Consider the following 24,402-nt stretch of genomic DNA (forward strand, 5'->3'; position numbering starts at 1 on the left):
CCGGGAGAGAGGGCCAGCCTGCCGGATAAGAACGATCAGGGAAATGCACCTGAACAACGCGCCGTGTTAATGCCCCGATGACAAGACTTATTACCAATCGGCGGATTGCGGGCATGCCCTATAAACATCCCCGCTGTGATCGCCCGGATTATTTGTGTGCGTCAGGTAAACCGGAGGATGCTTACGGCGTTGAGTGGTGCTGACCATCAGACAGGCAGCTAAGGCAATGGATGTGGATGTATCGGTAGAAAGCGGCGAGCGCAGGCTGAACCAGTGGGTGGGTCTGACTGTTTTAATCCTGTCGGTGATTATGGGTATGGCCAAAATCAAGGACGACAATATTGTGCAGGCGATGCAGCAGGCCAAGATGCAGGCGCTGGATACCTGGAACGAATATCAGTCGACCCGGCTTAAACGTCATCAGCTTGAAAACACCGATCTGCTAATATCGGCGCTTTCGTCCGCCGCGCCTGCACAGCACGCGCGCGCAACGTTGGCTGGCCAGATGGCGCACTACGATAAAGAAGTGCCGCAATTACGCCACACCGCGCAGGCGCAAGATGCGCTCTACGACAAACTAAACTATCGGGATGACCAGTTTGATCTGGCCGATGCCCTGTTGAGCATCGCCATTGCCATGGCGGGTGTCACCGCCTTGACGCATTTGCGCTGGTTGATGGCGGTAAGCTGGGTGTTTGGTGCGACCGGGGCCGCTTTTGTGGTGGCGGCGTTTGCCAGCCTGCCCTTGCATCCCGACTGGATTATCGCGGTTCTAACCTGAACGCCGCTGCGGCGCGGGTCCGCTTGCAATAAAGAGAACAACAATGATGAACCTGGACCGCTTCCAGTTTTTGCCGCGCCGTGTAGTCGACACCGGCAACCGATGGGATTGGGCGCTGCTGCCACTGGTACTCAGCGCGCTGATTCTGCTGGGCTATGGCGCCAGCCAGATGACCACGCCGTATCAGGTCGGCACCCAGTTGCCGATTACGCTCGACCCGATCTGGCTGCCGTATTACCTGCTGCGCACCATGCTGCGCATGTTTATTGCGCTTGGCTTCTCGCTGGTGTTTGCCTGCGTGTTTGCTGCGCTGGCGGCCAAGGTGCGCGCGGCGGAGAAAGTCCTGATTCCGATGCTCGACATTTTGCAGTCGATTCCGGTGCTGGGCTTTTTGTCGATCACGATCACCGGTTTCATTGCTTTGTTTCCCGGCAATCTGCTGGGCGTCGAGTGCGCATCGATCTTTGCCATTTTCTGTTCGCAAGCGTGGAATATGGCGTTCAGCCTGTACCAATCCTTTCGTACCGTGCCCGCCGAACTGCAAGAAGCTTCACGCATCTTCCAGCTGTCTGGCTGGCATCGCTTCTGGCGTCTGGAAATGCCCTATGCCATGCCGGGGCTGCTGTGGAACATGATGATGTCCATGTCCGGCGGTTGGTTTTTTGTGGTGGCCTCCGAAGCCATTTCGGTCTCCAACCAGAACATCAAACTGCCGGGCATCGGTTCTTATATTTCCGCCGCGATCGAGGCGCGTGATCTTGGTGCCATCGGTTGGGCGATACTGGCCATGCTGATCGGCATCCTGCTGTACGACCAGTTGTTCTTCCGGCCACTGTTAGCCTGGGCCGACAAATTCCGCTTTGAAGAAACCGGTAGCACCGGCGGGCAGTCTTCGTGGTTGCTGACCTGGTTGCGCCGTACCGACCGCATGCAAACCATGATGCTGCGCGGCTTTTCGGTCATCGACCGCAGCTTTGTGTATTTCCGCAAAAAACACGACGGCACCTCGATCATGTCGCGCCAGCGCACGCATAACAGCACGGCCGAGCGCGTCTGGGATGCCGTGGTGGCCGCGCTGACGCTGTTCGCAATCTATCGGCTGTCGCACTTTATCCTGAGCGAGGTCGGGCTGGCCGAAGTCGGGCATGTGTTTTTGCTTGGCTTCTACACGCTGCTGCGGGTGATGGTGCTGATTGCGCTAGCTGCGGCCGTGTGGGTGCCGGTGGGGGTGTGGATAGGCATGAACCCGCGCTGGGCCGATCGCTTGCAGGCGGTGGCGCAGTTTCTGGCGGCGTTTCCGGCCAACCTGACTTTTCCGCTGGCGGTTGTGGTTATCGTCAAATTCAATCTGCATCCAGACATCTGGTTGTCGCCGCTGATTATCCTGGGCACGCAGTGGTACATCCTGTTCAACGTGATTGCCGGCGCGTCCAATATCCCGACTGAACTGCGCTATGCCGCGCGCAACCTCGGCCTGACGGGCTGGCTGAAGTGGAAGCGCTATATGTTGCCCGCTGTCTTTCCCAGCTTTGTGACCGGGGCCATTACGGCCAGTGGCGGCTCGTGGAACGCCAGCATCGTGTCGGAGTACGTGACCTGGGGCAATACCACGCTGGAAGCGCACGGCCTGGGCAGCTATATCGCGCATATGACAGCGGTGGGTGATTTTCCGCGCATTGCACTCGGCATCGGCGTGATGTGCGTGTTTGTGATGGGTTTGAACCACTTTGTCTGGCGCCGCTTGTACAAGCTGGCCGAAGAGCGCATGCATTTCTGAGCGCATGCGGACGCAGCAAAATCAGGGCGCAAGCATAACGAATACACCGCAGCAGGCGGGAGAACCAGAATGGCAAATGCATTGATTGAATTGAAAGGCGTCGGCAAATCGTTCCGTTCGGCCGACGGCACCCAGCGCGCGGTACTGGAGGACGTTGATTTCACCCTGGCCGAAGGCGAGATCGTCGCTTTGCTCGGCCAGTCTGGCTCCGGCAAGTCCACGCTGCTGCGGCTGATGGCCGGGCTGATACCGGCCGATGAAGGCTCGGTGCATTATCGCGGCCAGCCTATCTATGGCCCTACGCGCGGCGTATCGATGGTGTTTCAGTCGTTTGCCTTGTTTCCGTGGCTTACCGTGCAACAGAACGTTGAACTGGGGCTGGAAGCCCGCGGCGTGCCGCAAGCCGAGCGCGAAGAACGCGCCGAAAAAGCGATTGAGCTGATCGGCTTGTCCGGCTTTAACGGCGCTTTGCCGCGTGAATTATCGGGCGGCATGCGCCAACGCGTCGGCATAGCCCGGGCGTTGGTGGTGGAGCCCGATATCCTGCTGATGGACGAAGCGTTTTCTGCGCTCGATGTGTTGACCGGCGAGCAATTGCGCGACGACATGCTGGAGTTGTGGGAGAGCAAACAAACGCCGATGCGCGGCATTCTGGTGGTCTCGCACAATATCGAAGAAGCCGTGTTGATGGCCGATCGCGTGCTTATTTTCGCCAGCGATCCGGGCCGCGTGCGCGCCGAACTACGCATCTCGTTGCCGCGTCCGCGCAATCCGGAAAGCGTAGAAGTGCGCAGCCTGATCGACGAGGTGTACGCCCTGATGACGGCGCGTACCCGTGCCGGCAAAACCACCGAGGGCACCAGCGATCTGCATCTGGCCTATCGTTTGCCGGAAGCCGACGTCAGCCGTATGGAAAGCTTGCTGGAAATGTTGTCCGAGCCGCCATTCAATGGCCGTGCTGATTTGCCGGCTCTGGGTGAAGAAACCGAGCTGACCGACGATGAATTGCTGCCGCTGACCGATGCGCTGCATTTGCTCGGGCTGGCGCAGGTGGCGCATGGCGATATTGCAACCACGCCGCTGGGCCAGCGTTATGTGCAGGCCGAAAATACCGAGCGCCAGCAAATCTTTGGTACGCAACTGTTGGCACACGTGCCCCTGGCGGCCCATATCCGCCATAGCCTTGATAGCAGTGATTCGGGCGAGTTGCCAGAAGAGCCGTTCTTGCGCATGCTGCGCGAGTCTATGGATGCCGACGAAGCCGAACGCGTGCTCAAGGTGGCCATCGAATGGGGCCGCTATGGCGAAGTCTATGAATATGGTTTCCACACCGGTCTGATCCGCTTGCCGGAAGAAGACGAACCCGAATCCGAAGAGGCAGAAAGCTGATTTGTCACGCGTCGATCTAAACCGCGATACCCCCTCGCTCAGTAGCGAACAACGCCAGGCCATTGCCTCGCGTTCCAGCTGGGTGAGCGTGTGGGTGAATATCTGTTTGACCATAGGCCAGCTGGTCACCGGCGTGCTGGCGCATTCGCAAGGTTTGATCGCGGACGGTCTGCATTCCTTGTCGGATCTGCTTTCGGATTTTGTGGTGCTGTTTGCCAACAAACACAGCCACAAAGCCGCCGACGCCGACCATCAATATGGCCACGCCCGCTTTGAAAACGCCGCATCGCTGGCGCTGGGCGTGTTGTTGCTGAGCGTGGCTGGTGTGATGTTGTTCCGCGCGGTGGAACGTATTCAGGACCCCAGCCATATCCCGCAAGTACATGCCGTCGCCCTCTGGGTGGCGGTGGCGGCCATCGTCGCCAAAGAGGGCCTGTTCCGTTACATGATGCGCGAGGCCAAACGCGTCAATTCCAGCATGCTGATGGCCAATGCATGGCACGCCCGCTCGGACGCGGCGTCTTCATTGGTGGTGGCGCTGGGTGTGATCGGCAATCTGCTTGGTTTTCCGGTGCTCGATCCGCTGGCGGCGATCATTGTTGGCGTGCTGGTGGGGCGCATGGGCTGGACCTTTGGTTGGGATGCCCTCAACGATCTGATGGACCGCGCGCTGCCCCCGCCGCAGGTCGATGCGATACGCAAAGTGCTGGAAAACACGCCGGGCGTGCTCAATGCGCATGATCTGCGCACGCGCAAGATGGGCGATTCGGCGCTGGTGGATGTACATCTGGAAGTCGACGCCCACATCAGTGTCAGCGAGGGCCATCACGTGGCGGTGTTGGCGCGGCGCGCAGTGCTCGCGCAGTTTGATGTGCTGGATGTGCAGGTGCATATCGACCCGCGCGAAATGGACTCGCCGGCCGATGTGCCATTGCCCACCCGCCGCGATGTGGTGGCGGCGCTCAGTGGTTTGCTGGGGGACGTGGAGCAGGGTGGCTGGCAAGTGGTGCTGCATTACATCAACGGCACGCTGGAACTGGAATTGCGCCTGGCTGCGGGCCTGCAGATTCCGGCCACGGCCAGCATCGAGCAGCAGTTATCCGGTGCTTTGCGTTGTCCGGTCAAGCTGACGCTGTGGCAAGCGGCTGCGCTTATTTGACGATGCCGACGCGGATCGCATAACGGATCAGGTCGGCATTAGAGCCAAAGCCCATTTTTTGCAGAATGCCGCTGCGATAACTGCTGACCGTCTTGGCCGAAAGATTAAGTTCTTTGGCAATCTGCATCGGATCTTGCCCGATAGCAATGCGATAAAAAATCTGGAATTCACGCGCGGACAGCGTTTCGTGCATAGGTCGGTCGCTGGATAAGGTCACCTGGCTCACCAACTGGTTGAGCGTGGCATCGCTCAGATAATGGTTACCCGAAGCCACGCGGCGGATGGCGCCGGTTAATGCGGCTGGCGGATCTGACTTGCTGATAAAACCTTTGGCGCCGGCCCGTAGCATGCTGATGGCGTAAAGGCTTTCCGGGTATTCGCTAAAGATCAGCACGGCGGGGGCCGGTTCGATCTGGCGGATGGCGTGCAGGGTATCCAGTCCGTTTTTGCCCGGCATGGCAATGTCCAGCAAGATCACGTCATATTGATGCTTGCGCAGCAAAGAAATCACTTCGTCGCCACTGGCAGCCTCACCGGTGACCTTAAGGTCGGGCTCGGTGTGGATAGAGTCGGCAACGCCCAGGCGCACGATAGGATGACTATCGGCAACCAGGATGCGAACGTGATCTGGAGCGGTCATGACTTCCCTGTACTTAGTCCAACCCGGCCGGATGGGCAGGCCAGGCGACGGCGCTTGTTGCTAAACAATAGAAAACCGCCAGGGGCCGTGCCAGTTAGGGCACTCGCGCCTGGCGGTTATCTCACTGCGACCTCGTTACCACCCTCGCATAAAGCCCAGCACAACGCTGACGAGGAAAATAACCAGGAACAAGAAGAACAGAATACGAGCAATATCTGCGGCGCCTGCTGCAATTCCACCGAAGCCGAATACGGCAGCAATAATGGCGATAATAAAGAATACGACGGCATAGTGAAGCATGATCATTTCCTCCTGGTACTGGATTAAGGTTGTCCAATATTGTTTCCGGACTCCACGCTTTGCATTCTAAACATTAGCCGTTAAAAACCCATTGATTCAGGGCTGATTAAGCGGTCGGCTGCGTCCTACAGTTTTCGTCATCTTTACGGGACATAAAGCGGATTTGTCCGACAAAAACATCAATCAATAATATTGAAGAAAATAATACAAAAAAGGCGGGTCTAATCCCGCCTTTGCATATGCTAGATAATCGGCGTGCCGTCCGCGCCCGGGTCATCCACTTTGACTCGATGTGGCGTGTACGGCAGGTTTACTCCCAGATAGCGCGCGAAGGCCGCGCCCAGATCGGGATGGCGCAGACCGTAGTCCACAGTGGCGCACAGATAGCCCAGTTTGCTGCCGCAGTCGTAGCGTTCACCTTCAAAGGCATAAGCACGGATGGGTTTGCCCTGGCTGCGCAAGGTTTCGATGGCATCGGTCAGCTGGATTTCATCGCCTTTGCCCGGCGCAGTCTGCGCCAATACCTCAAATATATCCGGCGTAAATACGTATCGGCCTACAACGCCAAAATTGGAAGGCGCATCAGCTGGATCAGGTTTTTCAACAATGCCATCCAGACTATATAAACGTGGGCCTAATTCTGAACCCGAAATGATGCCGTATTGTTTGGTATCTTCTGCCGGTACGGATTGCATGCCAATTACGCTGCAGGAATATTCCTCATAGACATCCAGTAATTGGCGGATAGCCGGTGTTTCAGCATCGATTAAATCATCGGCCAGAATAACCACAAATGGCTCATTGCCCACCAGCGGCTGCGCACATAACACCGCATGGCCCAGGCCGCGTTGTTCCACCTGGCGGGTATAGGTAAAGCTCAGGTTGTCCGGAATGACAGACTGGATTTGTTTGAGCAATTCATCTTTGCCATGCGCGGCCAGCTCGGCTTCCAGCTCATACGCTTTATCAAAGTGGTCTTCGATATTGCGTTTACCGCGCCCGGTCACAAAAATCATTTGCGTAATGCCCGCGGCGGCGGCTTCTTCTACCGCGTACTGGATCAGCGGTTTATCGACGATGGGCAGCATTTCTTTGGGCGATGCTTTGGTCATCGGCAAAAACCGTGTGCCAAAACCGGCCACCGGAAACACTGCTTTGCGTACGGGCTGCGCAGGCATGATCAAACTCCTCCGTGCTGATAGATGGGTTGTTATTCGCTGCGCGAGTTGGCCAGCAGTTTGCGCGCCATGGATAACTGGTCATCCAGTATCGGCATCGAGCTTTGTGCAATGGCTTTGATATCGGCATCTTTGCCGTGCTCGGTTTCATCCAGATACAGCGTTTGCGCATCGAGCTTTTTCTTGGCAACGCCCAGGCTTAGATAATCGTGCTCAAACATCGGGCTCTTTTGCGTCTTTAGATGTTTGGCCAGCGTCAATGCCTCCGCATCCGGTTCGCTGGGCAGCACAATGCCCTTGTTTTTGGCCAGCTTGTCCAGCGCCTGCAAATGCGCTTGCTGCAGCGTAATGATCTGCTGCGCAAAGGCTTTGACTTCAGGAATATTGGCCTGGGTTTGCGCGATCTGTGCCAGCTGGATATCGGCGTTGGCGTAGCGTGCGGCCAGCTCCATAAATTTGATATCCGGGGCGGCCACGGACGGATTGGCGGCCTGAGTGGCGGAGGCGGGGTCGGCGGTATGTGCGATCTCCACCGCGCCCAGGCCAATGACGGCGGCGAGCACAGCGGCTTCGAGTGCAAGTTTCATGGCCATCACTCCTTTTTAATGATGGAACCATGCTAGGCGTCAGCCTTCTTTGCCGCCGTCAAACAGCCGCGCAAGCTGGCGTAGTCACAAACAGACGATCCGTGTCGGGCCGCCGACTACAGCCTGGGTGCCAAGTAGGCGCATTCCTATAGTCGTTTCCTCTTGCGCACAATTGTTGCAATGCGGGGCTTGCCGCACAGTTGCGCTCAATCTCATAACCACCCCCGCAGGCTCAACAATGGTGACCTCAAGCACCCGCATGACCGAAGGCAATCCCGGCCCTCGTGGCGCCACCTGGGATGGCAAAGGCGTCAACTTTGCGCTGTTCTCGGCCCACGCCACCAAGGTCGAACTCTGCATATTCGATGAAACCGGCAGCAAGGAAATCGAGCGCATTGAACTGCCCGAATTTACCGATGAAGTCTGGCACGGTTATCTACCCGACGTAGGCCCGGGCCTGGTTTACGGTTATCGCGTATATGGCCCGTACGACCCGGAAAACGGCCACCGCTTTAACCACAATAAATTGCTGCTCGACCCGTACGCGCGCCGCCATATCGGCGAACTGAAATGGGCGCCCGAAGTATTCGGCTATACCCTGGGCCACGACGATGCCGATCTGAGCTTTGACGAACGCGATAGCGCGCCGTTTGTGCCTAAATGCGTGGTGGTCGACTCGCAATTTGAATGGACGCATGAAAGCGCCGTACGTGTGCCATGGGAACACACCGTGCTCTATGAATTGCACGTGCATGGCTTTACCAAAATGAACGAGAAAGTGCCGGAGAAACTGCGCGGTTCTTTTGCGGCCTTGACCCAGCCCGATGTCATCAAATACATCAAGGATCTGGGCGTCACCAGCGTTGAATTGCTGCCGATCCATTCCTTTGTGAATGACAGTTATTTGCTGGACCGTGGCCTGACCAATTACTGGGGCTATAACACCCTGGGCTTCTTTGCCGCCGATCCGCGTTATTTTTCCAGCGATTCGATCAGCGAATTCAAAGAGATGGTCAAGCAGTTTCACAAGGCCGGTCTCGAAGTGATTATGGATGTGGTGTACAACCACACTGCCGAAGGCAATGAGCTCGGCCCGACGCTGAGTTTTAAAGGCATTGATAACGCCAGCTATTACCGCTTGATTCCGGATCAACGTCGCTATTACATCAACGATACCGGCACCGGCAATACCGTTAATTTGAGCCATCCGCGTGTGGTGCAAATGGTGACGGACAGCCTGCGGTATTGGGCCACCGAAATGGGTGTGGATGGCTTTCGCTTTGACCTTGCCACCATCCTTGGTCGCGAAGAATACGGCTTTGACGAGAGCTGCGGCTTTTTGCAGAGCTGTCGCCAGGATCCCATCCTGTCCAGCGTCAAACTGATTGCCGAGCCGTGGGATTGCGGTCCTGGCGGCTATCAGGTGGGCGGCTTTGCGCCGGGTTGGGCCGAATGGAATGACCGCTTTCGCGATACCGTGCGCAGCTTCTGGAAAGGTGACGAAGGCAAATCGCCGGAGCTGGCAACGCGCCTGACCGCCTCGGGCGATCTGTTTAATCAACGTGGCCGCCGCCCGTGGGCCAGTGTCAACTTCATTACCGCGCACGACGGTTTTACCTTGAACGATCTGGTTTCGTATAACGACAAGCACAACGAAGCCAATGGTGAAAACAATCAGGACGGCAGTTCCAATAATCATTCGTGGAATTGTGGTGCCGAAGGCGACACCGATGACGCCAACATCATCACGCTGCGGGAAAGACAAAAGCGCAATTTATTGGCAACGCTGCTGCTTAGCCAGGGCACCCCCATGCTGTTGGCCGGCGATGAATTCGGCAATTCGCAAGGGGGGAATAACAATGCCTATTGCCAGGATAACGAAATCAGCTGGCTGAATTGGGCCGGCATTGATGACAAGGGCGCGGCCTTGCAACGCTTTGTTAAAAAGCTGATTCTGCTGCGCCAGTCGTTTCCGGTATTGCGCCGTGGTCGCTTTTTGACTGCGGAATGGAATGACGAGCTCAAGACCAAAGATGTGACGTGGTTGTCGCCCGCGGGTGAAGAATTGACTGGCGAACAGTGGGGCGAAGGCAATATGCGTTGCTTTGGCATGCTGATCGATGGCCGCGCCGCCGTCAGCGCCATCATGAAGCCAGCATCCGATACCACCTTGTTGCTGGTGTTCAATGCCTGGCACGATATGGTCGAGTTCAAATTGCCTGATTTTGAATCGGACAAACAATGGACTTGCCTGATTGATACCAATAATCCGGAGCCGGAATCTTTGCCGACTTTTAATGGTGGCGATCAATTCCAGGTGACCGGCCGCTCGTTTGTGTTGTTCCGTCGCGAGGCGCAGGGCGATACCGAAAGCTTCTCGCAGTCGGTGGAACAAAAACTACTGGGCAAGGCATCGGCCTGATGTTGAACAAGCCCACCGCTCCCCGCCGCCCCGCGCCGCATGCCGACGCTTTGCGCCAGTTTGCGGCGTACGGGGAAGGCGACGTGTTTTATGCCGTGTTGCAAAAGACGCGTATTCCGATGGTGATGGCCGACGCGCGCAGCGAAGGCCATCCCCTGGTGTTTGCCAATGCCGCTTTTGCGCATCTGACCGGCTACAGCGTGGACGAGGTGGTGGGCCGCAACTGCAATTTTCTGCAAGGGCCGGGCACGCGCGCCGACATCGTCTTGCAGTTGACGGACGCGCTGGACTGGCCGCGCGAAATTGCAGTCGAAATACTCAATTACCGCAAAGACGGCACGCCGTTCTGGAATGCCTTGTTTATCTCGCCGGTATTTGATCAGGACGGAGAGCTGCGCTATTTCCTTGGCTCGCAGCGCGACGTCACGCAACGGCACGCCGCCGCCGAAGCGCTGCGCCATGCCCGTGACGCCGGCGGCGATGGCCATATCAGCAGCGAAGCCGCGCATGACTTCAATAATCTGTTGCAGGTAATGCTGGGCCAGCTTAGCTTGCTGACCCGCTCGCTGCAGAAGACGCCGGTGCCGGGCAGCAAGGCGCAGCATCATCTGCAAGCGGTGCGGATGGCGGTGGAGCAGGCGGGTGCCTTGTCGGGCCAGTTGCAGGCGGCGGCGCAACACGCGCGCCGCCAGAGCAGACCGGCCTGAACTTATTCGCCGACCCGGCGTACGTCTCCCACCAGAAAGATGTACGACAGGGCGCCGACCAGTGCCACCAGCGAGATGTAGATCAGTGCTGGAGCAAAGCCGTAATCCTGAGCGATATAGCCAATCACCAGCGGCACCGTAATGCCGCCGAGGCCGCCGGCAAAATTGAACACGCCCCCGGTCAGGCCGATCAGCCGCACCGGTGCCAGCGATGAAACCAGCGACCACGTGATCGAGGCAAAGCCATTACCGAAGAAGGCGATGGCCATCAACGTCATGATCCAGAGCGGGTCATCGGTGTAATTGGCGCCGATGATGCACGTCGACAGCAACAAGCCGCAAATGATCGGCGTCTTGCGCGCAAAACCGATGGACTTGCCCGCGCGCACCATACGGTCCGCGGCATAGCCCGACAGCAGCACCCCGACAAAGGCGGCAAGGAAAGGCACCGTGGTCATAAAGCCCGCGGTCAATGCGCTGACATGTTTTTCCTGAGTCAGATAGCTGGGGAACCAGGTCAGAAAGAACCACAGCGTGGACGCGATGGCAAACTGGCCGACATAAACGCCGATCAACTTGCGGTTAAAAATCATTTTCCAGTCCGCCGCCGTGACCACGCCGCGCGATTTCTGCGTTGATGGCGCGTCGCCATCGATCATGCCGCCACCGGCAGCGATATGGTCCAGCTCCGCCTGGTTTATGCCACGGGCTTTACGCGGGGGCTGATACACAAAGTGCCACACCAGCGCCCACAGCATGCCGATGCCGCCGGTAAGGATAAACACCCAGTGCCAGCTCAGTGATTCCTGTACCCAGATCAGCAGCGGCGTCAGAAACGCCAACCCGACAAACTGGCCCGAGGTGTAAAAGCCCACCGCCGAAGCGCGTTCCTGCTCCGGAAACCAGCTGGTGACCATGCGGTTATTGGTGGGGAAGGCGGGCGCTTCAAACAGGCCGGTGAGTGCGCGTAGCCCGATCAGCGAGGCAAGGCCGCCGGCCATGCCCTGAAACAAGGTGGCGATAGACCAGCCCATCACGGCAATAAAGTAGGTGAGCCTGGAGCCGACCCGATCCAGAAACCAGCCGCCCGGAATCTGGAAGGCCGTATAAGTCCAGGCAAAGGCCGAAAAGATATAGCCCATCTGCGTGCGGCTGATGCCGAATTCCTTCTGGATATGTGCCGAGGCCACGGCGAGGTTGGCACGGTCCACGTAGCAAATGACCACGGTGACAAAGATCATCAGCAGTGTCAGATAGCGACGGCGCGTGGGTTTCTGTGCTGCCACGGCGGCGGGCAGCGGTGTTGCCAGATCAGGGGTTTGCATATACGACTTTCCATGAGAGTGCGATTGACAGGGGCGTAACGGCGCCTCGCGAGCGCGTCGCCCATGATTTTTATGGTGTTGCCAGGGTAAAACGGGGTGTCGGCAACGGCAGCCCGCGGGCGCGGGGCCGCTGCTAACGGGGTTTCGACGTGCGCCGGACCGCACGCGCAATCAGCGCGCTGTTACGCGCGGCGCGTAACTACCATTCGGCCACTGCGCCGTCGGGATAGCGCCATAGCGGATTGCGCCAATCGGGCGCGCAGCGGCTGCGTTCGATCACCAATTCCTCGTTGACGACCACGCCGAGTCCGGGCCTGGTGGGCGGGCGGAAGTGACCCTCGGCCATGCTGAAGTCCTCCGGGTTAAGCACGTAATCAAGCAGCTCGGCACCTTTGTTGTAATGGATGCCCATGCTTTGCTCCTGCAGCACTGCATTCCGCGCGACGAAGTCCAGATGCAGGCACGATGCCAGTGCAATCGGCCCCAGCGGGCAATGCGGAGCCAGTGCCACATCGTAGGCTTCGGCCATGGCGGCAATCTTGTGGCACTCGGTCAGACCGCCCGCGTGCGAAAGATCGGGCTGCACGATGCCGAGGCCGCCGTCGGCCAGCACGCGTTTGAAGTCGAAGCGCGAGAACATGCGTTCACCCGCGGCGATGGGGATATGCGTGGCAGCTTGCAGACGTGGGTAGTACTCGGCTTGTTCAGCCAGTACTGGTTCTTCGATAAACAGGGGCCGGTACGGCTCCAGTTGTTTGATCAGCACGCGCGCCATCGGCGCGCTGACGCGCCCATGAAAATCAAGGCCGAACTCGATGGTGTTGCCAAAGGCGGCGCGGATCTCCGCTACCACCGCCACGGCAGCGTCGACCTTGCGGCTGTTATCAATAATCCCCATTTCTTCGCAGCCGTTGAGCTTGAAGGTATCAAAGCCCGTCGCCTGCAAGGTCTTGATGCCCGCAATCACGTCCGCGGGGCGGTCGCCGCCCACCCAGCTATAGGCCTTGATACGGTCACGGACCAGGCCACCCAGCAGCTGGTACACCGGCACCCCCAGCGCCTTGCCTTTGATGTCCCACAATGCTTCGTCGATGCCGGCGATGGCGCTCATCAGGATGGGGCCGCCGCGATAGAACGCCCCGCGATACATGGTCTGCCACAGGTCGTTGATGCGATGCGGGTCCTGGCCGATCAGGACATCGCCCAATTCGTGTACCGCCGCTTCGACGGTACGGGCGCGGCCCTCGATAACGGGTTCGCCCCAGCCGGTGATGCCCGCGTCGGTTTCAATCTTGAGAAACATCCAGCGGGGAGCCAGCCGATAGGTGCTTAAGCGTGTGATTTTCATGCCTGGGTACTCCGGTAAGCGGCCACAAATTGGCGGGCCAGTTCGGTGGTGCGCGCGACGCTCTGGCCCGCGCGATACAGATCGCCGCCCAAGCCCGCACCCACGCAGCCGGCGGCGAGATAATCGGCAAGATTGCCCGGTGTGATGCCGCCGACGGCATAAACCGGCACCTCGGCGGGCAGCACGGCTTTAAGCGCCTTGATATAGGCGGGGCCAAAGGCGCTGGAAGGAAAAATCTTTAGCGCTTGCGCGCCCGCCGCCAGCGCGGCAAACGCCTCGGTGGCGGTGGCGCAGCCCGCGTACACCTGCAATTTGTGCGCGACCGCGCGGGCAATAACCGTGGGGTTGGTGTTGGGGGTGACGATCAAGCGCGCGCCCAGTTGCAGCAACTGGTCAACCTGTTCCGGCTGCAACACCGTACCGGCGCCGATTTGCGCGTGCTGGCCAAACTGGCGCACCGCCTGGCCGATGCTGCTGGGCCAGTCGGGCGAATTAAGTGGAATTTCGATCAGGCTGAAGCCGGCATCGATCAGGGCGGCGATATGTGCCGGCGCTTCGAGCGGGGTAATGCCGCGCAAGATCGCAATCAGCGGCAAGGGCGTTTTATTGTTCATGCAGCAGACTCCGGATGCCGTTCTGAAAAGCGATGTCTCCATCAAGCGCATGGGCGTCGATACCCGCCAGGGCAAAGGCTTGCAGATAACGGGTATTGAGATTGCGATTGCCGATCACGCTGATGCAGGCACCGGCCGGAATTGCCCATTGCGCCAGCATGCCGCCGACTTCATTGCCGATCAGCAGGCCGGACAGCCATTCGCCGACGGCAGTGGGCGGCAGTTGCCCCAGCACACGGGCGCCGCGCGTTTCGAACAGGGCGCGCAGGATATTGCGATCAGTCAGCCCGCTTTGCAGTCCGCGCTGGAACCACTCCGGCGCGGCGCGCTGCGCGGGTAAACCTGCGCCGATCAAGGATTGCGACAACAGCAGATGGTGTAGCTCGCCGGTCATGACGGTGCGGAAATCCAGCACCCTGGCGCCATCCAGTTGCGCCCACTTGCTATGGGTGCCTGGCAGCACGTAATACGGCGCGGGCCGCTCGCGATAGGCACCCAGCAACTGGGTTTCTTCGCCGCGCATAACGTTGTGATTTTCGTGCCGGTTGACGCTCAGTCCTGGCACGATCCAGGCTTTGACCGGCCAGGCCTCGGTCACGGGCTGCAACTGGCCAGCCAACGCATCAAGGCTGGCCGGGCAGGGCAGATAGGGTGCTTCGATCCAGCCCGCGTTGCTGCCTACCATGCCCGCCATGACCACGGGCAGGGCTTGCAGATGCAACCAGGGCGACAGCACCCGCTGGAACACCGCATGGGGTGTGGCGCCGCCCAGGCGGGTGATGCCGCAGGCGGATTGCAGATGGTCGATGCAGACGCCGTCCTGAACCCGCCAGGCGCGCAGATTTGTGGAGCCCCAGTCGACGGCAATGTAGCTGTGTTTCACAAAACGTCCCCCGCATCCAGCCGGGCAGAAGCTGCCGCGATAAGCGTAGGGACGGAGCGGTGCAGTGCGGGTGCGGTTGTGTTTTTGCGCATGGCGCCTCCGTAATTTCGCGCCAGCGCAGTGAGCGGTGCTGGCGATACGGAGGGCATCGTAGTGCGGGCTAATCGGAGCGCAACCCGACTTTGATCAACAAATGTGTAGATCGTCTTGCGGCAGTTTTTGCGCTAGCGCCAGCGCGTTTCGATCAGTTTGTACTCGCCGTTGGCGAAGATACGGGCCATGCCGTCGTTGAATTTCTGCAGAAAAAAACCGCCGTCCGGATGGGCGCGGCTGAACACGCAATACACCGAAGTCTGGGCCGCCAGCCCGACCGGTTCGACCTTGCCAGCCAGCTCGTCGGCATGGGTTTGCAATAAATATTGCGCGACTTTCTCGAAAGCCAGTGCGTATTCCACGCGATCGAGCAACAGCATGCGTAATCCCATAATGCTCTGTGAGGTGACCTCTTTGCGGATGTCGTTATTGCTGTCGAATTCAGTGCCGTATTCGTAGCCATTGGTGATGGCCACGCGCTTGCCGAGCAGGTCGGCCACGCTCAGGCTACGCGGCGCGGTACGGCTGGCGCGGGCATAGATCAGGGCGCGGCTGGTAAAGAGCGGATGTTGCGGCCACAGATATTCGTTTTCGTTGAGCGCAGTGCGCGATGTATCAAAACAGCCGACCAGTTCGCCGGCACGGACCATGCGGATGCAGCGGGCGTAAGGCAGTGACACAAATTGTGCCTGCACGCCGGATGCGGCAAAGGCCGACTGGACGATGTCTTCGGCCATGCCGCGCGCCGCGCCATCCACCCGTCCGGAATAGGGATACCAGTCGTCTTCGGCCCCGATCAAAACGTGTGTGGGCGCACTGGCTGGCGCTGCCCAGACCGTTGCATTGGCCAGCAAAAAACAGCCCACCAGCGCCCGATGCAGCAGGCCGCCCCATCCCCTCATCTTGCTTTCCTTGCCGCCGCTTGTTGTCAGGCGAATATCGGTGAAGGCCAGCGCAAACGCAATGGGGTGTACGCCTTGGCGTCGGGAATACAACAAAGCCGGGCCTTTAGCCCTTGCCAGCGCTCCGGTATGCTGCAGTTTCCAGAACAACGCGCAGGAGCCCATCATGCAAAAACACTACAAGCTCAATCATAAAGAACTGGCCGATCTGGCCAGCGGGCGCGGCCTCTGTGTGACCACCGACAAGATTGTGGTCGACGGCGCACCGGTCGGTTATATGGTGCGCGAAGAACCTGAAGACGAGCAGGACAGCGGCTGGCGTTTTTTTGCTGGCGATGAAGACGATAAATATATCGATAATCCAAAGAATTTCAGCCTGCTCGATTTGAACGTGCTGGCAAATTACGATCAGAGCATCGTGCCGTTGATTGATGCGCCCGTGGGCGCGGCGTTTGATAAGGTCGAAGGCGAGTTTTATGACGCCAGCGACGAAGCGGGCGAATAAACATATATAGATAGAGCAAGCAGAACAGGCCGGCGCATGCGCGGGCCTGTTTTTATTTGCGCTGCAGAAAGCGATAGAACGCCGCGTGGTCGGCGTGCGCCACATTGATGCGCAAGGCGGCTTCGGCGCGCAGATCGGGCCGGAACAAATAGCCCGGTGCCAGCAAGATGCCCTCGGCCGCGGCCTGTTCCACCAGGCGATGGACTGTTACGCCTGCGGGTACGCCCGCCCATAAAAACATGCCGCCTACCGGCCGATGCAGCAGGCCATATCCGGCCGCCAGCAAGGCTTCGCTAACCTGTTGTTGTGCCGCCGCCAGCCGGGTGCGCACGCGGCTGAGATGACCGCGCAGCATGCCTTCGCTCAGAATCACCTGCACCAGTTGCTCGTTGATTTCAGACGTGGTTAGCCCTTGCGCCATCTTGAGCGAAACCAGTCGCTCGGCCAGTCCGGCTTCGCAAGCCACAAAGCCGACGCGTAAGGCTGGCGAGATGGTTTTGGAAAAACTGCCGACGTGGATCACCCGTCGCAATTGGTCCAGGCTGGCGATGCTGTGCGCAGTACCGGGGTGCAATTCAGCAAAGATGTCGTCTTCGACGATATGGAAATCATGTTTTTCCGCCAACTGCAGCAAGCGATGCGCGGTGGCCGGACTGCAGCAGGCGCCGGTTGGATTTTGCAGATTGCTATTGGTAAAGAACACCTTGGGCTGGTGCTGCAGGGCGATTTGCTCCAGCGCCACCGGGTCCGGGCCTTGCGCGGTAAATGGCACGCCGATGATATTGACCCCAAGCGCGCGTAATCCGGGCAGTAGATTGCAATAGCCGGGATCGTCCACCAGCACAGTATCGCCGCTTTGCAACAAGGCCCGCGCGAGTAAATCGAGGGCGTGGCTGGCGCCATGGGTCAGTACGATTTGTTGTTCGGCGGCTTCGATTTCGCGTGCCGCCAGCCGGGTCTGGATTTGCTGGCGCAAGGGCACAAAGCCATAAGCGTGGCCGTAACGGGTAAAGGCGCTGGGTTGGCGGCGGGCCAGCGTGGCCAGGCCGTGTTTGATGCCATCGGCAAACACCAGGTGTTCCGGCAGCCAGCCGCTACCCGCTTGCAGCGTCAGGCTGTCGTCGCCATAGACGCGCTGTAACAGCAGCAAGGCGTCCTGTGCGCGTGGACCAGCAGTCGGGGCCGCGTTGCGTTTGCGCGCGCGCGCGAGCACAAAGTAACCGCTGGCGCGGCGCGCTTCGACATGGCCGGACGCCACCAGCCGGTTATAGGCGTTGGTAGCGGTCAGCGTGCTGATGGCGCATTCGCGTGCCAACGTGCGCACCGAGGGCAAGCGGGTGCCGGGGCGCAGCGCGCCACTGTCTATGCGGCGCGCCAGGGCATCGTGCAACTGGCTGACCAGGGGGAGGGCGTGGTCGGGGTCGAGGCGTAGCGCAAGCGATTCGGTCATGGCAATTGTTTATATACAGATTAATGTTGCCTACTCTGCCAGATTGCATCCCGCTCCAGCAATCTGGCCGTGGCATCGCAACTGTATTGCCGCTTTGATATGCACAGCGCCAGCGCTTAACCGGCGGACTGTATATAGGCAATGGCGGGCATCGGTTTTAGTCTGGCAAACATTCGACAGGAGCAGCGCATGGGCACCACGCACGACACCCCCGTTATCACCGCCGACGCCGCCTGGTTGCCGTTTACCGGCAACCGCGCGTTTAAAACGGACCCGACGCAGCGCACGCTGGTCTCGGGCAAAGGCGCGTATTACCAGAATGCAGCGGGCCAGACGCTGTTCGATTGCTTGTCTGGCTTATGGTGCACGCCGCTGGGGCATGCCCATCCGGCAATTGTAGAAACGCTTAAACGTCAGGCCGAAACGCTGGATTACGGCACCGGTTTCCAGTTTTCCAATCCGCAGACCTTACGCCTGGCCGAGCGCATCGCTGAACGGGCCCCGGCTGGTCTGGAGCACGTGTTCTTTACCAATTCGGGCTCGGAATCGATCGATACCGCGCTCAAGATTGCAGTCGGCTATCACCGTCTACGTGGCGAAGCCACGCGCTTTCGCATGATCGGGCGCGAACGCGGCTATCACGGCGTGGGGTTTGGCGGGGTCTCGGTCGGTGGCATGGTGGCCAACCGCAAGATGTTTGCACCGCTGATGCTCAATGGCGTCGACCATTTGCCGCATACCCATAATCTGTCGGAGATGGCATTCAGCCGCGGTCAGCCCAAATGGGGCGCGCATCTGGCGGACGAGCTGGAACGGCTGGTGGCTTTGCATGATGCCTCGTCGATTGCCGCCGTGATTGTCGAGCCGATGGCGGGTTCCACTGGCGTGCTGGCCCCGCCCGAAGGTTATTTGCAGCGTCTGCGCGATATCTGCACGCGCCACGGCATCCTGCTGATTTTTGATGAAGTGATTTGCGGCTTTGGCCGGCTTGGCGACTGGTTTGCCGCTTCGCGCTTTGGCGTTACGCCCGACATGATCTGCTTTGCCAAAACCATTACTAACGGTGTCGTGCCCTTGGGTGGCGTGATTGTGCGTCCGGAAATCTACCAGGCGTTTATGACCGGACCGGCGCACGCAGTCGAATTCATGCACGGCTATACCTATTCCGGCCACCCGCTGGCAACCGCCGTGGGCAATACCGTGCTTGATCTGATCGAGTCGGAAGGCCATCTGCAACATGCGCGCGAGCTGGAACCCGTGCTGGAAAACGCCGTGCATGCCTTGGGCGACGAAGCCAGCGTTACCGATATCCGCAATATGGGCCTGGCCGCAGCGGTTGATCTGGCGCCCATTGCCGGCCAGCCGGGCTTGCGCGGCTATCGCGTGTTTGAGGCGGGTTTGCAACAAGGGCATTTGTTCCGCGTTACGGGCGATACCGTGGCAATGGGCCCGCCGTTTATTGCTACGCCCACTGAAATTGAAACCATGACCGAATGCCTGCGCCACCTGATCCGCAGCGTTCCCAATACCTGAGCCCAAGGCAAAAGCATGACTTCCAATCAAGATTTGCAACAACTGACGCTGGCTGGCCACTGGATTAACGGCCAGGCCGTCGCTGGACTATCCGATCGTTTTGGCGAAGTGTTTTGCCCGGCCGAAGGCAAAGTCAGCGGCCGCGTTAGCCTGGCCAGCAGCGAAGAAGTGGCCGCCGCCGTCGCCAGCGCCAAAGCCGCCTTTCCGGCCTGGGCCGCCACGCCGCCGCTGCGCCGCGCCCGTGTGATGTTCCGCTTTCGCCAGATTGTGGAAGACAACATCGATACCCTGGCGCATCTGATCGCCACCGAGCACGGCAAAGTGCTGGCCGATGCGGTTGGTGAAATCCAGCGCGGGCTGGAGGTGGTGGAGTTCGCCACCGGCATTCCGTCTTTGCTCAAAAGCGAGATGACCGAAAACGTGGGCACCGCGGTCGACAGCTATTCCTTGCGCCAGCCGCTGGGCGTGGTGGCCGGGGTCACGCCGTTCAATTTCCCCGCCATGGTGCCGCTGTGGATGTTCCCGGTGGCGCTGGCCAGCGGTAACTGCTTTGTGCTCAAGCCATCCGAACGCGTGCCGGGGGCGTCGTTGTTGCTGGCGCAATGGCTCAAACAGGCTGGTTTGCCCGATGGTGTCTTCAATGTGGTGCAAGGCGACAAGGTGGCGGTCGACGCCTTGCTCGACCATCCCGATATTCAGGCGCTGAGCTTTGTCGGCTCAACCCCGATTGCGCGTTATATCTATCAGCGCGGCACCGCCAACGGCAAACGCGTGCAGGCGCTGGGTGGCGCCAAGAATCATATGGTGGTGATGCCCGATGCCGATCTGGACCAGGCCGCCGATGCCTTGATGGGCGCGGCTTATGGCGCGGCGGGTGAGCGTTGCATGGCTATTTCGGTGGTGGTGCCGGTGGGCGAGGCCACAGCGGATGCCCTGCGCGAAAAACTGGTGGCACGCCTGAGCACATTACGCGTGTCGTATTCGCTGGATAGCCAGGCCGAAATGGGTCCGCTGATCAGCGCCCCGCATCGCGACAAGGTGCGTGGCTATATCGATAGCGGCGTGGCCGAAGGCGCAATGCTGGTGGTGGATGGCCGTGGCCTGCAAGTGGCCGGGCATGAGAGCGGCTTCTTTCTGGGCGGCAGTTTGTTCGACCATGTCACGCCTGAGATGAAAATCTATCGCGAAGAGATTTTTGGCCCGGTGCTGGCGATGACGCGCGCGCCCGATTACGCCACCGCGCTGCATCTGGTTAACGCGCATGAATTCGGCAATGGCGCGGCCATTTTTACCCGCGATGGCGCCACCGCGCGGCATTTTGCCAGCCATGTGCAGATCGGCATGGTGGGGGTTAATGTGCCAATCCCGGTGCCTATGGCCTTCCATAGCTTTGGCGGCTGGAAAGCCTCGCTGTTTGGCGACCATCATATGCATGGTCCGGAGGGCGTGCGCTTTTACACCCGGCTGAAGACGGTAACCGAACGCTGGCCAGACCAGATTGCGACTGGTGCCGAGTTTGTGATGCCGACCATGAAGTAAGGTCGCGGCATAAAAAAAATGGGCAGATCATCATGATCTGCCCGTTTTTTTTATGTCTGTATGCGCTGCGCTTATTTGCTCGCCACTTGCGCCGGTGCTGAGGCGGCGGCCTCGCTGTAGTAATCGCTGCCGGTGCCTGCTTTATAAAAAGAAAAACCGACGCCGGCGATCATCAGCAGCATCACCAGAATCTGCCAGCCGGCGACGCGCACGACCGGAGCGGGCTCAGTAGTACGAAGTTGCGTGATCATGATCGTCAGCCTGTTGCGGATTGGGTATGTGGCGATCATAAACGTGTAGTTAAACTAAAGAAACTACGGTAAAAACCATGTAGCAATATTACATACAGCGTTCTACTTAGGCTGCATTACCTAGGCCGTTGGTCACGCTGAACGGCAAACGGTGACTCGGCTGCAAGCCGCACCAATGCTGGGCTGGAGAGGTGGCCAACTCGCCAACGTGGTGCGTGATTTGCGCCATCAGACGCGTGCACCGCGCTGCGCCAGAGTGTGAATTTTACCTGCTGCCATGTCATCGGATCGAAACCATTTATCCAGCCGAGCAAACCGGCTGCCGCAGCGGGCGGGGCATGCAATTCTGCGAGGTCGGTATACGGTGCAATCGGACTCAAACAGCGTTCGGCGACGCCTGCCGCATGCACATCTGGCGCAAACCAGTGGCCGATGACCGCCCAGGTCTGGATCACCGGCCAGCCAAAGTCCCGCGTCAGCGCTTTGAAGCCAGCGCCGCTGACAAAGCGCAACATGGCCGCACTGTCTTGCCACAGATAAAACGGCGCGTAACTGTTTTCGCTGGCGGGCAGGGCATGGTCGTCGCGACGGCTGCTGAGCCAGGCCTTCAGGATCAAGCCGTCGAAATCATCCAGCAGCGGGCCTTTGGCGCGGATGCGCTGTTCGATGATGCTCATGTCGTAATCGGCGGGGAGCGTAAAACGATATTGCATCGCCAGCATGATCAGCCCTCCGGCGCGGCAGAAACGCCGTGGCTGAACGACCAGTTACTCATCGGGGCATCGTTGAGCACGATCATGATGTTTTCCGGTGCAATGCCGGGTGATACGCCCAGCAAGGCGGTTAATCGGGCAAAAAACGCCTGCTTGACCGCGCTGCTGCGAACGCGCCCGGTAAATAAATGGATCAGCACAAATTGCGCGGAGCGCGGCCCGCCCAGATAAGTGGGGTCGTAGCGGAATTCGCCGGCTTGATGCTGCTGGAATGCCTGGAACAGGTCATGCGGCGGTACTTCAAAACTGCTTTCCAGCGCGATCTGCAATTGCGTCGAGATGGCATCCAACCACGCGGGTGGCTGTCCGGCATTCAAATGGATATGGGCAAATGGCATGGTGCTGCCGCTCCTTATGGCGTGACGGTGGGGGCGCTGGCGGCCGGCAACGCCTGCAGCGCAGCCAGGGCCGACGCCGCGGTGGGCCAGCCGGAATAGAAGGCCAGATGAGTAATGACTTCAACCAGTTCGGCCTGCGTCACGCCATGCTGCAAGGCGCGCTGCAGATGAAACGGCAGTTGCTCATTGCGATACAGCGCGACCAGTGCAGCAACCGTGATCAGGCTGCGATCGCGCGGCGACAGCTCGGGCCGCTGCCAGACCTCACCAAACAAAACCGTGTCGGTGACATCGGCAAAATACGGCGCAATCTGGCCGAAGCCGACGCGGCCCATGCCTTGCATGCTTGCCATGGAAACCTCCTGCGAGTTGACATGGCGCCACCTTAACGCGTCCAATCCATCCTGAAAATTTGAAAGATATGGATGAATAATCCAACGTTTCAGGATGATGGCCATGGCCCACCCGCACTTCGATATCGAGAATCTGCGTACCTTTGTTGCTGGCATCGAGCTCGGCAGTTTTGCCCGTGCCGCCGATACCTTGGGCCGCTCCACCTCGGCGGTGAGCGCGCAACTGAAGAAGCTGGAAGATCAGGCGGGCGTGGCGCTGTTGCGCAAATCGGGCCGCAATGTGGTGCCCACTGACGCGGGCGAAATGTTACTGGCCTACGCCAGGCGCTTGCTGGCGCTTAACGATGAGGCCGTCGCTGCATTGCGGGCGGGGCAGGTTGAAGGGGTGGTGCGGATTGGTTTGCAGGAAGATTTTGGTGAGCAGTTGTTGCCGGAAGTGCTGGGGCGCTTTGCCCGGGCGCATCCCGCCGTGCGGATTGAGGCGCAAGTGGCGCGCAACGCCACCTTGCTGCAACAGGTGCAAGGCGGCCAACTGGACCTGGCCCTGGCGTGGCAAGGCGGCATCTCGTCGCCATGGCTGGATCAGTTGGCGCAATGGCCGATGCAATGGATCGCTGCGCGGGCGCATGCTTTGCAATTGCAAACCGGTGAGCCGCTGCCGCTGGTGGTGTTTGATGCGCCGTGTTTGATGCGCACGGCGGCCACCACCGCGCTGGATGCAGCAGGTATCCCGTGGCGGATTGCCTTTACCAGCCATAGCTTGAGTGGGGTGTGGGCGGCGGTGGCAGCGGGCCTGGGGGTAACGGTGCGCACGCCCGCTGGCTTGCCCGCTAGTTTGCACGCGCTCGCCTTGCGCAGCGCCGGCTTGCCCGCTCTGCCTGGCTTGCCGCAATTGGGCCTGGCACTGCATCGGCATCAAGCCAATCCCGCGCCAGCCGTGCAGCGCCTGCGCGACATCGTGCTACAGACGCTGGCACGCCAGCCCAGCCCATATCTGGCCAGCGCTTGAGTTACTGAATGCCTGCGCTCGCCGGATCGACATTGATGCGCGTCAGCACGGTGCCGCCTTTGCCAAACACCAGGCTGCCTTCGTTGCGATAGAAGGTTTCTTCGCTGATGACGGCCACTTCGGTCGGACTGCTCGCGGCCTTGCCCAAGGGGGCGCGCGTGCTGCGGACGTCGCCTGGCAGGCCGATCAAGGCTTCGACCTGGCGGCGGTTCATGCCTGGCTTGAGGCGCGCAAACAAACTGCCAGCGGCGGGGCGCGCGGCGGCGACTTTGCTGGCTTTGCTGCTTTTGGCTTTGCGGCGGGGCTTTTCTGCCGGGGCGGACGGCACGGGCGTGTAAGTGGGCGTGCGATTGGCTAAAACAATCGGGCCACCCATGGCGATTTCGGGGCCGGGCGGTGGGTCGATGGCGCAGGCGCCAAGCAAGGTGCAGATCAGCAGGGCAGGCAGGCAAAGGCAGCGCATGCGATGCTCCTTTTTTTAATTCTCGAGATTTTTACTGGATGCGTGCCACGCCAGCTGCAAGAAAAAAACAGCGCGGACCAGCG

General features: G+C 59.6%; 25 protein-coding genes. 10 read left to right on the forward strand and 15 right to left on the reverse strand.

Going from position 1 to position 24,402, the window contains the following annotated elements:
- Positions 1 to 226: 226 nt before the first annotated feature.
- From ACYQ1A_RS02465 to ACYQ1A_RS02480, 4 genes are all read left to right on the forward strand, one after another.
- Positions 227 to 781, forward strand: coding sequence for a DUF4337 domain-containing protein (locus ACYQ1A_RS02465; protein WP_062223224.1), 555 nt, complete (start codon positions 227 to 229; stop codon positions 779 to 781).
- 43 nt (positions 782 to 824) lie between these two features.
- The gene (locus tag ACYQ1A_RS02470) at positions 825 to 2,558 is read left to right on the forward strand and encodes an ABC transporter permease (protein ID WP_499359941.1); all 1,734 of its coding nucleotides are present in this window, start codon (positions 825 to 827) and stop codon (positions 2,556 to 2,558) included.
- Positions 2,559 to 2,627: 69 nt separating this feature from the next.
- Positions 2,628 to 3,947 (forward strand): ABC transporter ATP-binding protein, encoded by a 1,320-nt coding sequence (locus ACYQ1A_RS02475; protein WP_499359943.1) that lies wholly within the window; start codon positions 2,628 to 2,630, stop codon positions 3,945 to 3,947.
- Between the two features lies 1 nt (position 3,948).
- Complete coding sequence (locus ACYQ1A_RS02480) at positions 3,949 to 5,106, forward strand: cation diffusion facilitator family transporter (RefSeq protein ID WP_499359944.1); 1,158 nt, start codon at positions 3,949 to 3,951, stop codon at positions 5,104 to 5,106.
- On the opposite strand, the gene ACYQ1A_RS02485 is transcribed toward ACYQ1A_RS02480, so the two are convergent.
- From ACYQ1A_RS02485 to ACYQ1A_RS02500, 4 genes are all read right to left on the reverse strand, one after another.
- On the reverse strand, positions 5,099 to 5,746 hold the full coding sequence (locus ACYQ1A_RS02485) for a response regulator (RefSeq protein WP_053937138.1): 648 nt from the start codon (positions 5,744 to 5,746) through the stop codon (positions 5,099 to 5,101). The genes ACYQ1A_RS02480 and ACYQ1A_RS02485 overlap by 8 nt on opposite strands.
- A gap of 135 nt (positions 5,747 to 5,881) precedes the next feature.
- Positions 5,882 to 6,046 carry a DUF1328 family protein gene (locus tag ACYQ1A_RS02490; RefSeq protein WP_083458852.1) on the reverse strand — a complete coding sequence of 55 codons (165 nt, stop codon included), beginning with the start codon at positions 6,044 to 6,046 and terminating at the stop codon, positions 5,882 to 5,884.
- Between the two features lie 242 nt (positions 6,047 to 6,288).
- Positions 6,289 to 7,224 carry a UTP--glucose-1-phosphate uridylyltransferase GalU gene (gene galU, locus ACYQ1A_RS02495; protein WP_499359948.1) on the reverse strand — a complete coding sequence of 312 codons (936 nt, stop codon included), beginning with the start codon at positions 7,222 to 7,224 and terminating at the stop codon, positions 6,289 to 6,291.
- A 32-nt stretch (positions 7,225 to 7,256) separates the two neighbouring features.
- A complete protein-coding gene (locus tag ACYQ1A_RS02500) occupies positions 7,257 to 7,811 on the reverse strand; it encodes a DUF4142 domain-containing protein (protein WP_499359950.1) in 555 nt (184 codons plus the stop codon).
- Positions 7,812 to 8,049: 238 nt separating this feature from the next.
- On the opposite strand from ACYQ1A_RS02500, the gene glgX reads away from it, so the two are divergent.
- Positions 8,050 to 10,233: a glycogen debranching protein GlgX gene (glgX, locus tag ACYQ1A_RS02505; RefSeq protein ID WP_499359953.1), complete on the forward strand. Its 2,184-nt coding sequence runs from the start codon at positions 8,050 to 8,052 to the stop codon at positions 10,231 to 10,233.
- Positions 10,233 to 10,940 carry a PAS domain-containing protein gene (locus ACYQ1A_RS02510; protein WP_499359955.1) on the forward strand — a complete coding sequence of 236 codons (708 nt, stop codon included), beginning with the start codon at positions 10,233 to 10,235 and terminating at the stop codon, positions 10,938 to 10,940. The genes glgX and ACYQ1A_RS02510 overlap by 1 nt, the downstream gene beginning before the upstream one ends.
- Positions 10,941 to 10,942: 2 nt before the next feature.
- Here ACYQ1A_RS02510 and ACYQ1A_RS02515 read toward each other — a convergent pair whose 3' ends face one another.
- The 5 genes from ACYQ1A_RS02515 to ACYQ1A_RS02535 all read right to left on the reverse strand — a co-directional run bounded on the left by ACYQ1A_RS02515 (position 10,943) and on the right by ACYQ1A_RS02535 (position 16,105).
- On the reverse strand, positions 10,943 to 12,265 hold the full coding sequence (locus ACYQ1A_RS02515) for an MFS transporter (protein WP_499359956.1): 1,323 nt from the start codon (positions 12,263 to 12,265) through the stop codon (positions 10,943 to 10,945).
- 199 nt (positions 12,266 to 12,464) lie between these two features.
- Entirely contained in the window at positions 12,465 to 13,613 is a 1,149-nt protein-coding gene (gene dgoD, locus ACYQ1A_RS02520) for a galactonate dehydratase (protein ID WP_499359958.1), read from the reverse strand.
- Positions 13,610 to 14,227: a 2-dehydro-3-deoxy-6-phosphogalactonate aldolase gene (locus ACYQ1A_RS02525; protein WP_499359960.1), complete on the reverse strand. Its 618-nt coding sequence runs from the start codon at positions 14,225 to 14,227 to the stop codon at positions 13,610 to 13,612. The genes dgoD and ACYQ1A_RS02525 overlap by 4 nt, the downstream gene beginning before the upstream one ends.
- Entirely contained in the window at positions 14,217 to 15,110 is an 894-nt protein-coding gene (locus ACYQ1A_RS02530; protein WP_499359962.1) for a 2-dehydro-3-deoxygalactonokinase, read from the reverse strand. Before ACYQ1A_RS02530 ends, ACYQ1A_RS02525 begins: the two co-directional genes overlap by 11 nt.
- Positions 15,111 to 15,334: 224 nt before the next feature.
- Positions 15,335 to 16,105 carry a substrate-binding periplasmic protein gene (locus tag ACYQ1A_RS02535; protein ID WP_499359963.1) on the reverse strand — a complete coding sequence of 257 codons (771 nt, stop codon included), beginning with the start codon at positions 16,103 to 16,105 and terminating at the stop codon, positions 15,335 to 15,337.
- Between the two features lie 166 nt (positions 16,106 to 16,271).
- Between ACYQ1A_RS02535 and ACYQ1A_RS02540 the strand changes: the two genes are divergently transcribed.
- The gene (locus ACYQ1A_RS02540) at positions 16,272 to 16,610 is read left to right on the forward strand and encodes a DUF2185 domain-containing protein (protein WP_499359965.1); all 339 of its coding nucleotides are present in this window, start codon (positions 16,272 to 16,274) and stop codon (positions 16,608 to 16,610) included.
- A 52-nt stretch (positions 16,611 to 16,662) separates the two neighbouring features.
- On the opposite strand, the gene ACYQ1A_RS02545 is transcribed toward ACYQ1A_RS02540, so the two are convergent.
- Complete coding sequence (locus ACYQ1A_RS02545) at positions 16,663 to 18,060, reverse strand: aminotransferase-like domain-containing protein (RefSeq protein WP_499359967.1); 1,398 nt, start codon at positions 18,058 to 18,060, stop codon at positions 16,663 to 16,665.
- A gap of 189 nt (positions 18,061 to 18,249) precedes the next feature.
- Between ACYQ1A_RS02545 and aptA the strand changes: the two genes are divergently transcribed.
- Together aptA and ACYQ1A_RS02555 are read left to right on the forward strand one after the other, a co-directional pair.
- The gene (aptA, locus tag ACYQ1A_RS02550; protein WP_499359968.1) at positions 18,250 to 19,593 is read left to right on the forward strand and encodes an omega-aminotransferase AptA; all 1,344 of its coding nucleotides are present in this window, start codon (positions 18,250 to 18,252) and stop codon (positions 19,591 to 19,593) included.
- Positions 19,594 to 19,635: 42 nt separating this feature from the next.
- Positions 19,636 to 21,132 (forward strand): CoA-acylating methylmalonate-semialdehyde dehydrogenase, encoded by a 1,497-nt coding sequence (locus ACYQ1A_RS02555; protein WP_499360343.1) that lies wholly within the window; start codon positions 19,636 to 19,638, stop codon positions 21,130 to 21,132.
- 71 nt (positions 21,133 to 21,203) lie between these two features.
- Here the strand turns inward: ACYQ1A_RS02555 and ACYQ1A_RS02560 are convergent, their stop codons facing one another.
- From ACYQ1A_RS02560 to ACYQ1A_RS02575, 4 genes are all read right to left on the reverse strand, one after another.
- Positions 21,204 to 21,383, reverse strand: a complete 180-nt coding sequence (locus tag ACYQ1A_RS02560; protein ID WP_499359969.1) for a hypothetical protein — start codon at positions 21,381 to 21,383, stop codon at positions 21,204 to 21,206.
- Between the two features lie 116 nt (positions 21,384 to 21,499).
- Positions 21,500 to 22,105, reverse strand: coding sequence for a DUF4865 family protein (locus ACYQ1A_RS02565; RefSeq protein ID WP_499359971.1), 606 nt, complete (start codon positions 22,103 to 22,105; stop codon positions 21,500 to 21,502).
- A 2-nt stretch (positions 22,106 to 22,107) separates the two neighbouring features.
- Complete coding sequence (locus ACYQ1A_RS02570; RefSeq protein ID WP_499359973.1) at positions 22,108 to 22,494, reverse strand: tautomerase family protein; 387 nt, start codon at positions 22,492 to 22,494, stop codon at positions 22,108 to 22,110.
- Between the two features lie 14 nt (positions 22,495 to 22,508).
- The gene (locus ACYQ1A_RS02575) at positions 22,509 to 22,847 is read right to left on the reverse strand and encodes a carboxymuconolactone decarboxylase family protein (protein ID WP_499359974.1); all 339 of its coding nucleotides are present in this window, start codon (positions 22,845 to 22,847) and stop codon (positions 22,509 to 22,511) included.
- Positions 22,848 to 22,950: 103 nt separating this feature from the next.
- On the opposite strand from ACYQ1A_RS02575, the gene ACYQ1A_RS02580 reads away from it, so the two are divergent.
- Positions 22,951 to 23,856, forward strand: a complete 906-nt coding sequence (locus tag ACYQ1A_RS02580; RefSeq protein ID WP_499359976.1) for a LysR substrate-binding domain-containing protein — start codon at positions 22,951 to 22,953, stop codon at positions 23,854 to 23,856.
- Between the two features lies 1 nt (position 23,857).
- Here the strand turns inward: ACYQ1A_RS02580 and ACYQ1A_RS02585 are convergent, their stop codons facing one another.
- The gene (locus ACYQ1A_RS02585) at positions 23,858 to 24,319 is read right to left on the reverse strand and encodes a hypothetical protein (protein WP_499359977.1); all 462 of its coding nucleotides are present in this window, start codon (positions 24,317 to 24,319) and stop codon (positions 23,858 to 23,860) included.
- Between the last annotated feature and the right edge of the window lie 83 nt (positions 24,320 to 24,402).

The sequence above is a fragment of the Silvimonas sp. JCM 19000 genome (genome assembly GCF_054652575.1).

What these genes read in the sequence shown, in the direction of transcription:
- ACYQ1A_RS02465 (WP_062223224.1), top strand. Translation starts at nt 227, where the DNA reads ATGGATGTGGATGTATCGGTAGAAAGCGGCGAGCGCAGGCTGAACCAG.
- ACYQ1A_RS02470 (WP_499359941.1), top strand. Translation starts at nt 825, where the DNA reads ATGATGAACCTGGACCGCTTCCAGTTTTTGCCGCGCCGTGTAGTCGAC.
- ACYQ1A_RS02475 (WP_499359943.1), top strand. Translation starts at nt 2,628, where the DNA reads ATGGCAAATGCATTGATTGAATTGAAAGGCGTCGGCAAATCGTTCCGT.
- ACYQ1A_RS02485 (WP_053937138.1), bottom strand. Translation starts at nt 5,746, where the DNA reads ATGACCGCTCCAGATCACGTTCGCATCCTGGTTGCCGATAGTCATCCT.
- ACYQ1A_RS02490 (WP_083458852.1), bottom strand. Translation starts at nt 6,046, where the DNA reads ATGCTTCACTATGCCGTCGTATTCTTTATTATCGCCATTATTGCTGCC.
- galU (WP_499359948.1), bottom strand. Translation starts at nt 7,224, where the DNA reads ATGCCTGCGCAGCCCGTACGCAAAGCAGTGTTTCCGGTGGCCGGTTTT.
- ACYQ1A_RS02500 (WP_499359950.1), bottom strand. Translation starts at nt 7,811, where the DNA reads ATGAAACTTGCACTCGAAGCCGCTGTGCTCGCCGCCGTCATTGGCCTG.
- glgX (WP_499359953.1), top strand. Translation starts at nt 8,050, where the DNA reads ATGGTGACCTCAAGCACCCGCATGACCGAAGGCAATCCCGGCCCTCGT.
- ACYQ1A_RS02510 (WP_499359955.1), top strand. Translation starts at nt 10,233, where the DNA reads ATGTTGAACAAGCCCACCGCTCCCCGCCGCCCCGCGCCGCATGCCGAC.
- ACYQ1A_RS02515 (WP_499359956.1), bottom strand. Translation starts at nt 12,265, where the DNA reads ATGCAAACCCCTGATCTGGCAACACCGCTGCCCGCCGCCGTGGCAGCA.
- dgoD (WP_499359958.1), bottom strand. Translation starts at nt 13,613, where the DNA reads ATGAAAATCACACGCTTAAGCACCTATCGGCTGGCTCCCCGCTGGATG.
- ACYQ1A_RS02525 (WP_499359960.1), bottom strand. Translation starts at nt 14,227, where the DNA reads ATGAACAATAAAACGCCCTTGCCGCTGATTGCGATCTTGCGCGGCATT.
- ACYQ1A_RS02535 (WP_499359963.1), bottom strand. Translation starts at nt 16,105, where the DNA reads ATGAGGGGATGGGGCGGCCTGCTGCATCGGGCGCTGGTGGGCTGTTTT.
- ACYQ1A_RS02540 (WP_499359965.1), top strand. Translation starts at nt 16,272, where the DNA reads ATGCAAAAACACTACAAGCTCAATCATAAAGAACTGGCCGATCTGGCC.
- ACYQ1A_RS02545 (WP_499359967.1), bottom strand. Translation starts at nt 18,060, where the DNA reads ATGACCGAATCGCTTGCGCTACGCCTCGACCCCGACCACGCCCTCCCC.
- aptA (WP_499359968.1), top strand. Translation starts at nt 18,250, where the DNA reads ATGGGCACCACGCACGACACCCCCGTTATCACCGCCGACGCCGCCTGG.
- ACYQ1A_RS02560 (WP_499359969.1), bottom strand. Translation starts at nt 21,383, where the DNA reads ATGATCACGCAACTTCGTACTACTGAGCCCGCTCCGGTCGTGCGCGTC.
- ACYQ1A_RS02565 (WP_499359971.1), bottom strand. Translation starts at nt 22,105, where the DNA reads ATGCTGGCGATGCAATATCGTTTTACGCTCCCCGCCGATTACGACATG.
- ACYQ1A_RS02570 (WP_499359973.1), bottom strand. Translation starts at nt 22,494, where the DNA reads ATGCCATTTGCCCATATCCATTTGAATGCCGGACAGCCACCCGCGTGG.
- ACYQ1A_RS02575 (WP_499359974.1), bottom strand. Translation starts at nt 22,847, where the DNA reads ATGGCAAGCATGCAAGGCATGGGCCGCGTCGGCTTCGGCCAGATTGCG.
- ACYQ1A_RS02580 (WP_499359976.1), top strand. Translation starts at nt 22,951, where the DNA reads ATGGCCCACCCGCACTTCGATATCGAGAATCTGCGTACCTTTGTTGCT.
- ACYQ1A_RS02585 (WP_499359977.1), bottom strand. Translation starts at nt 24,319, where the DNA reads ATGCGCTGCCTTTGCCTGCCTGCCCTGCTGATCTGCACCTTGCTTGGC.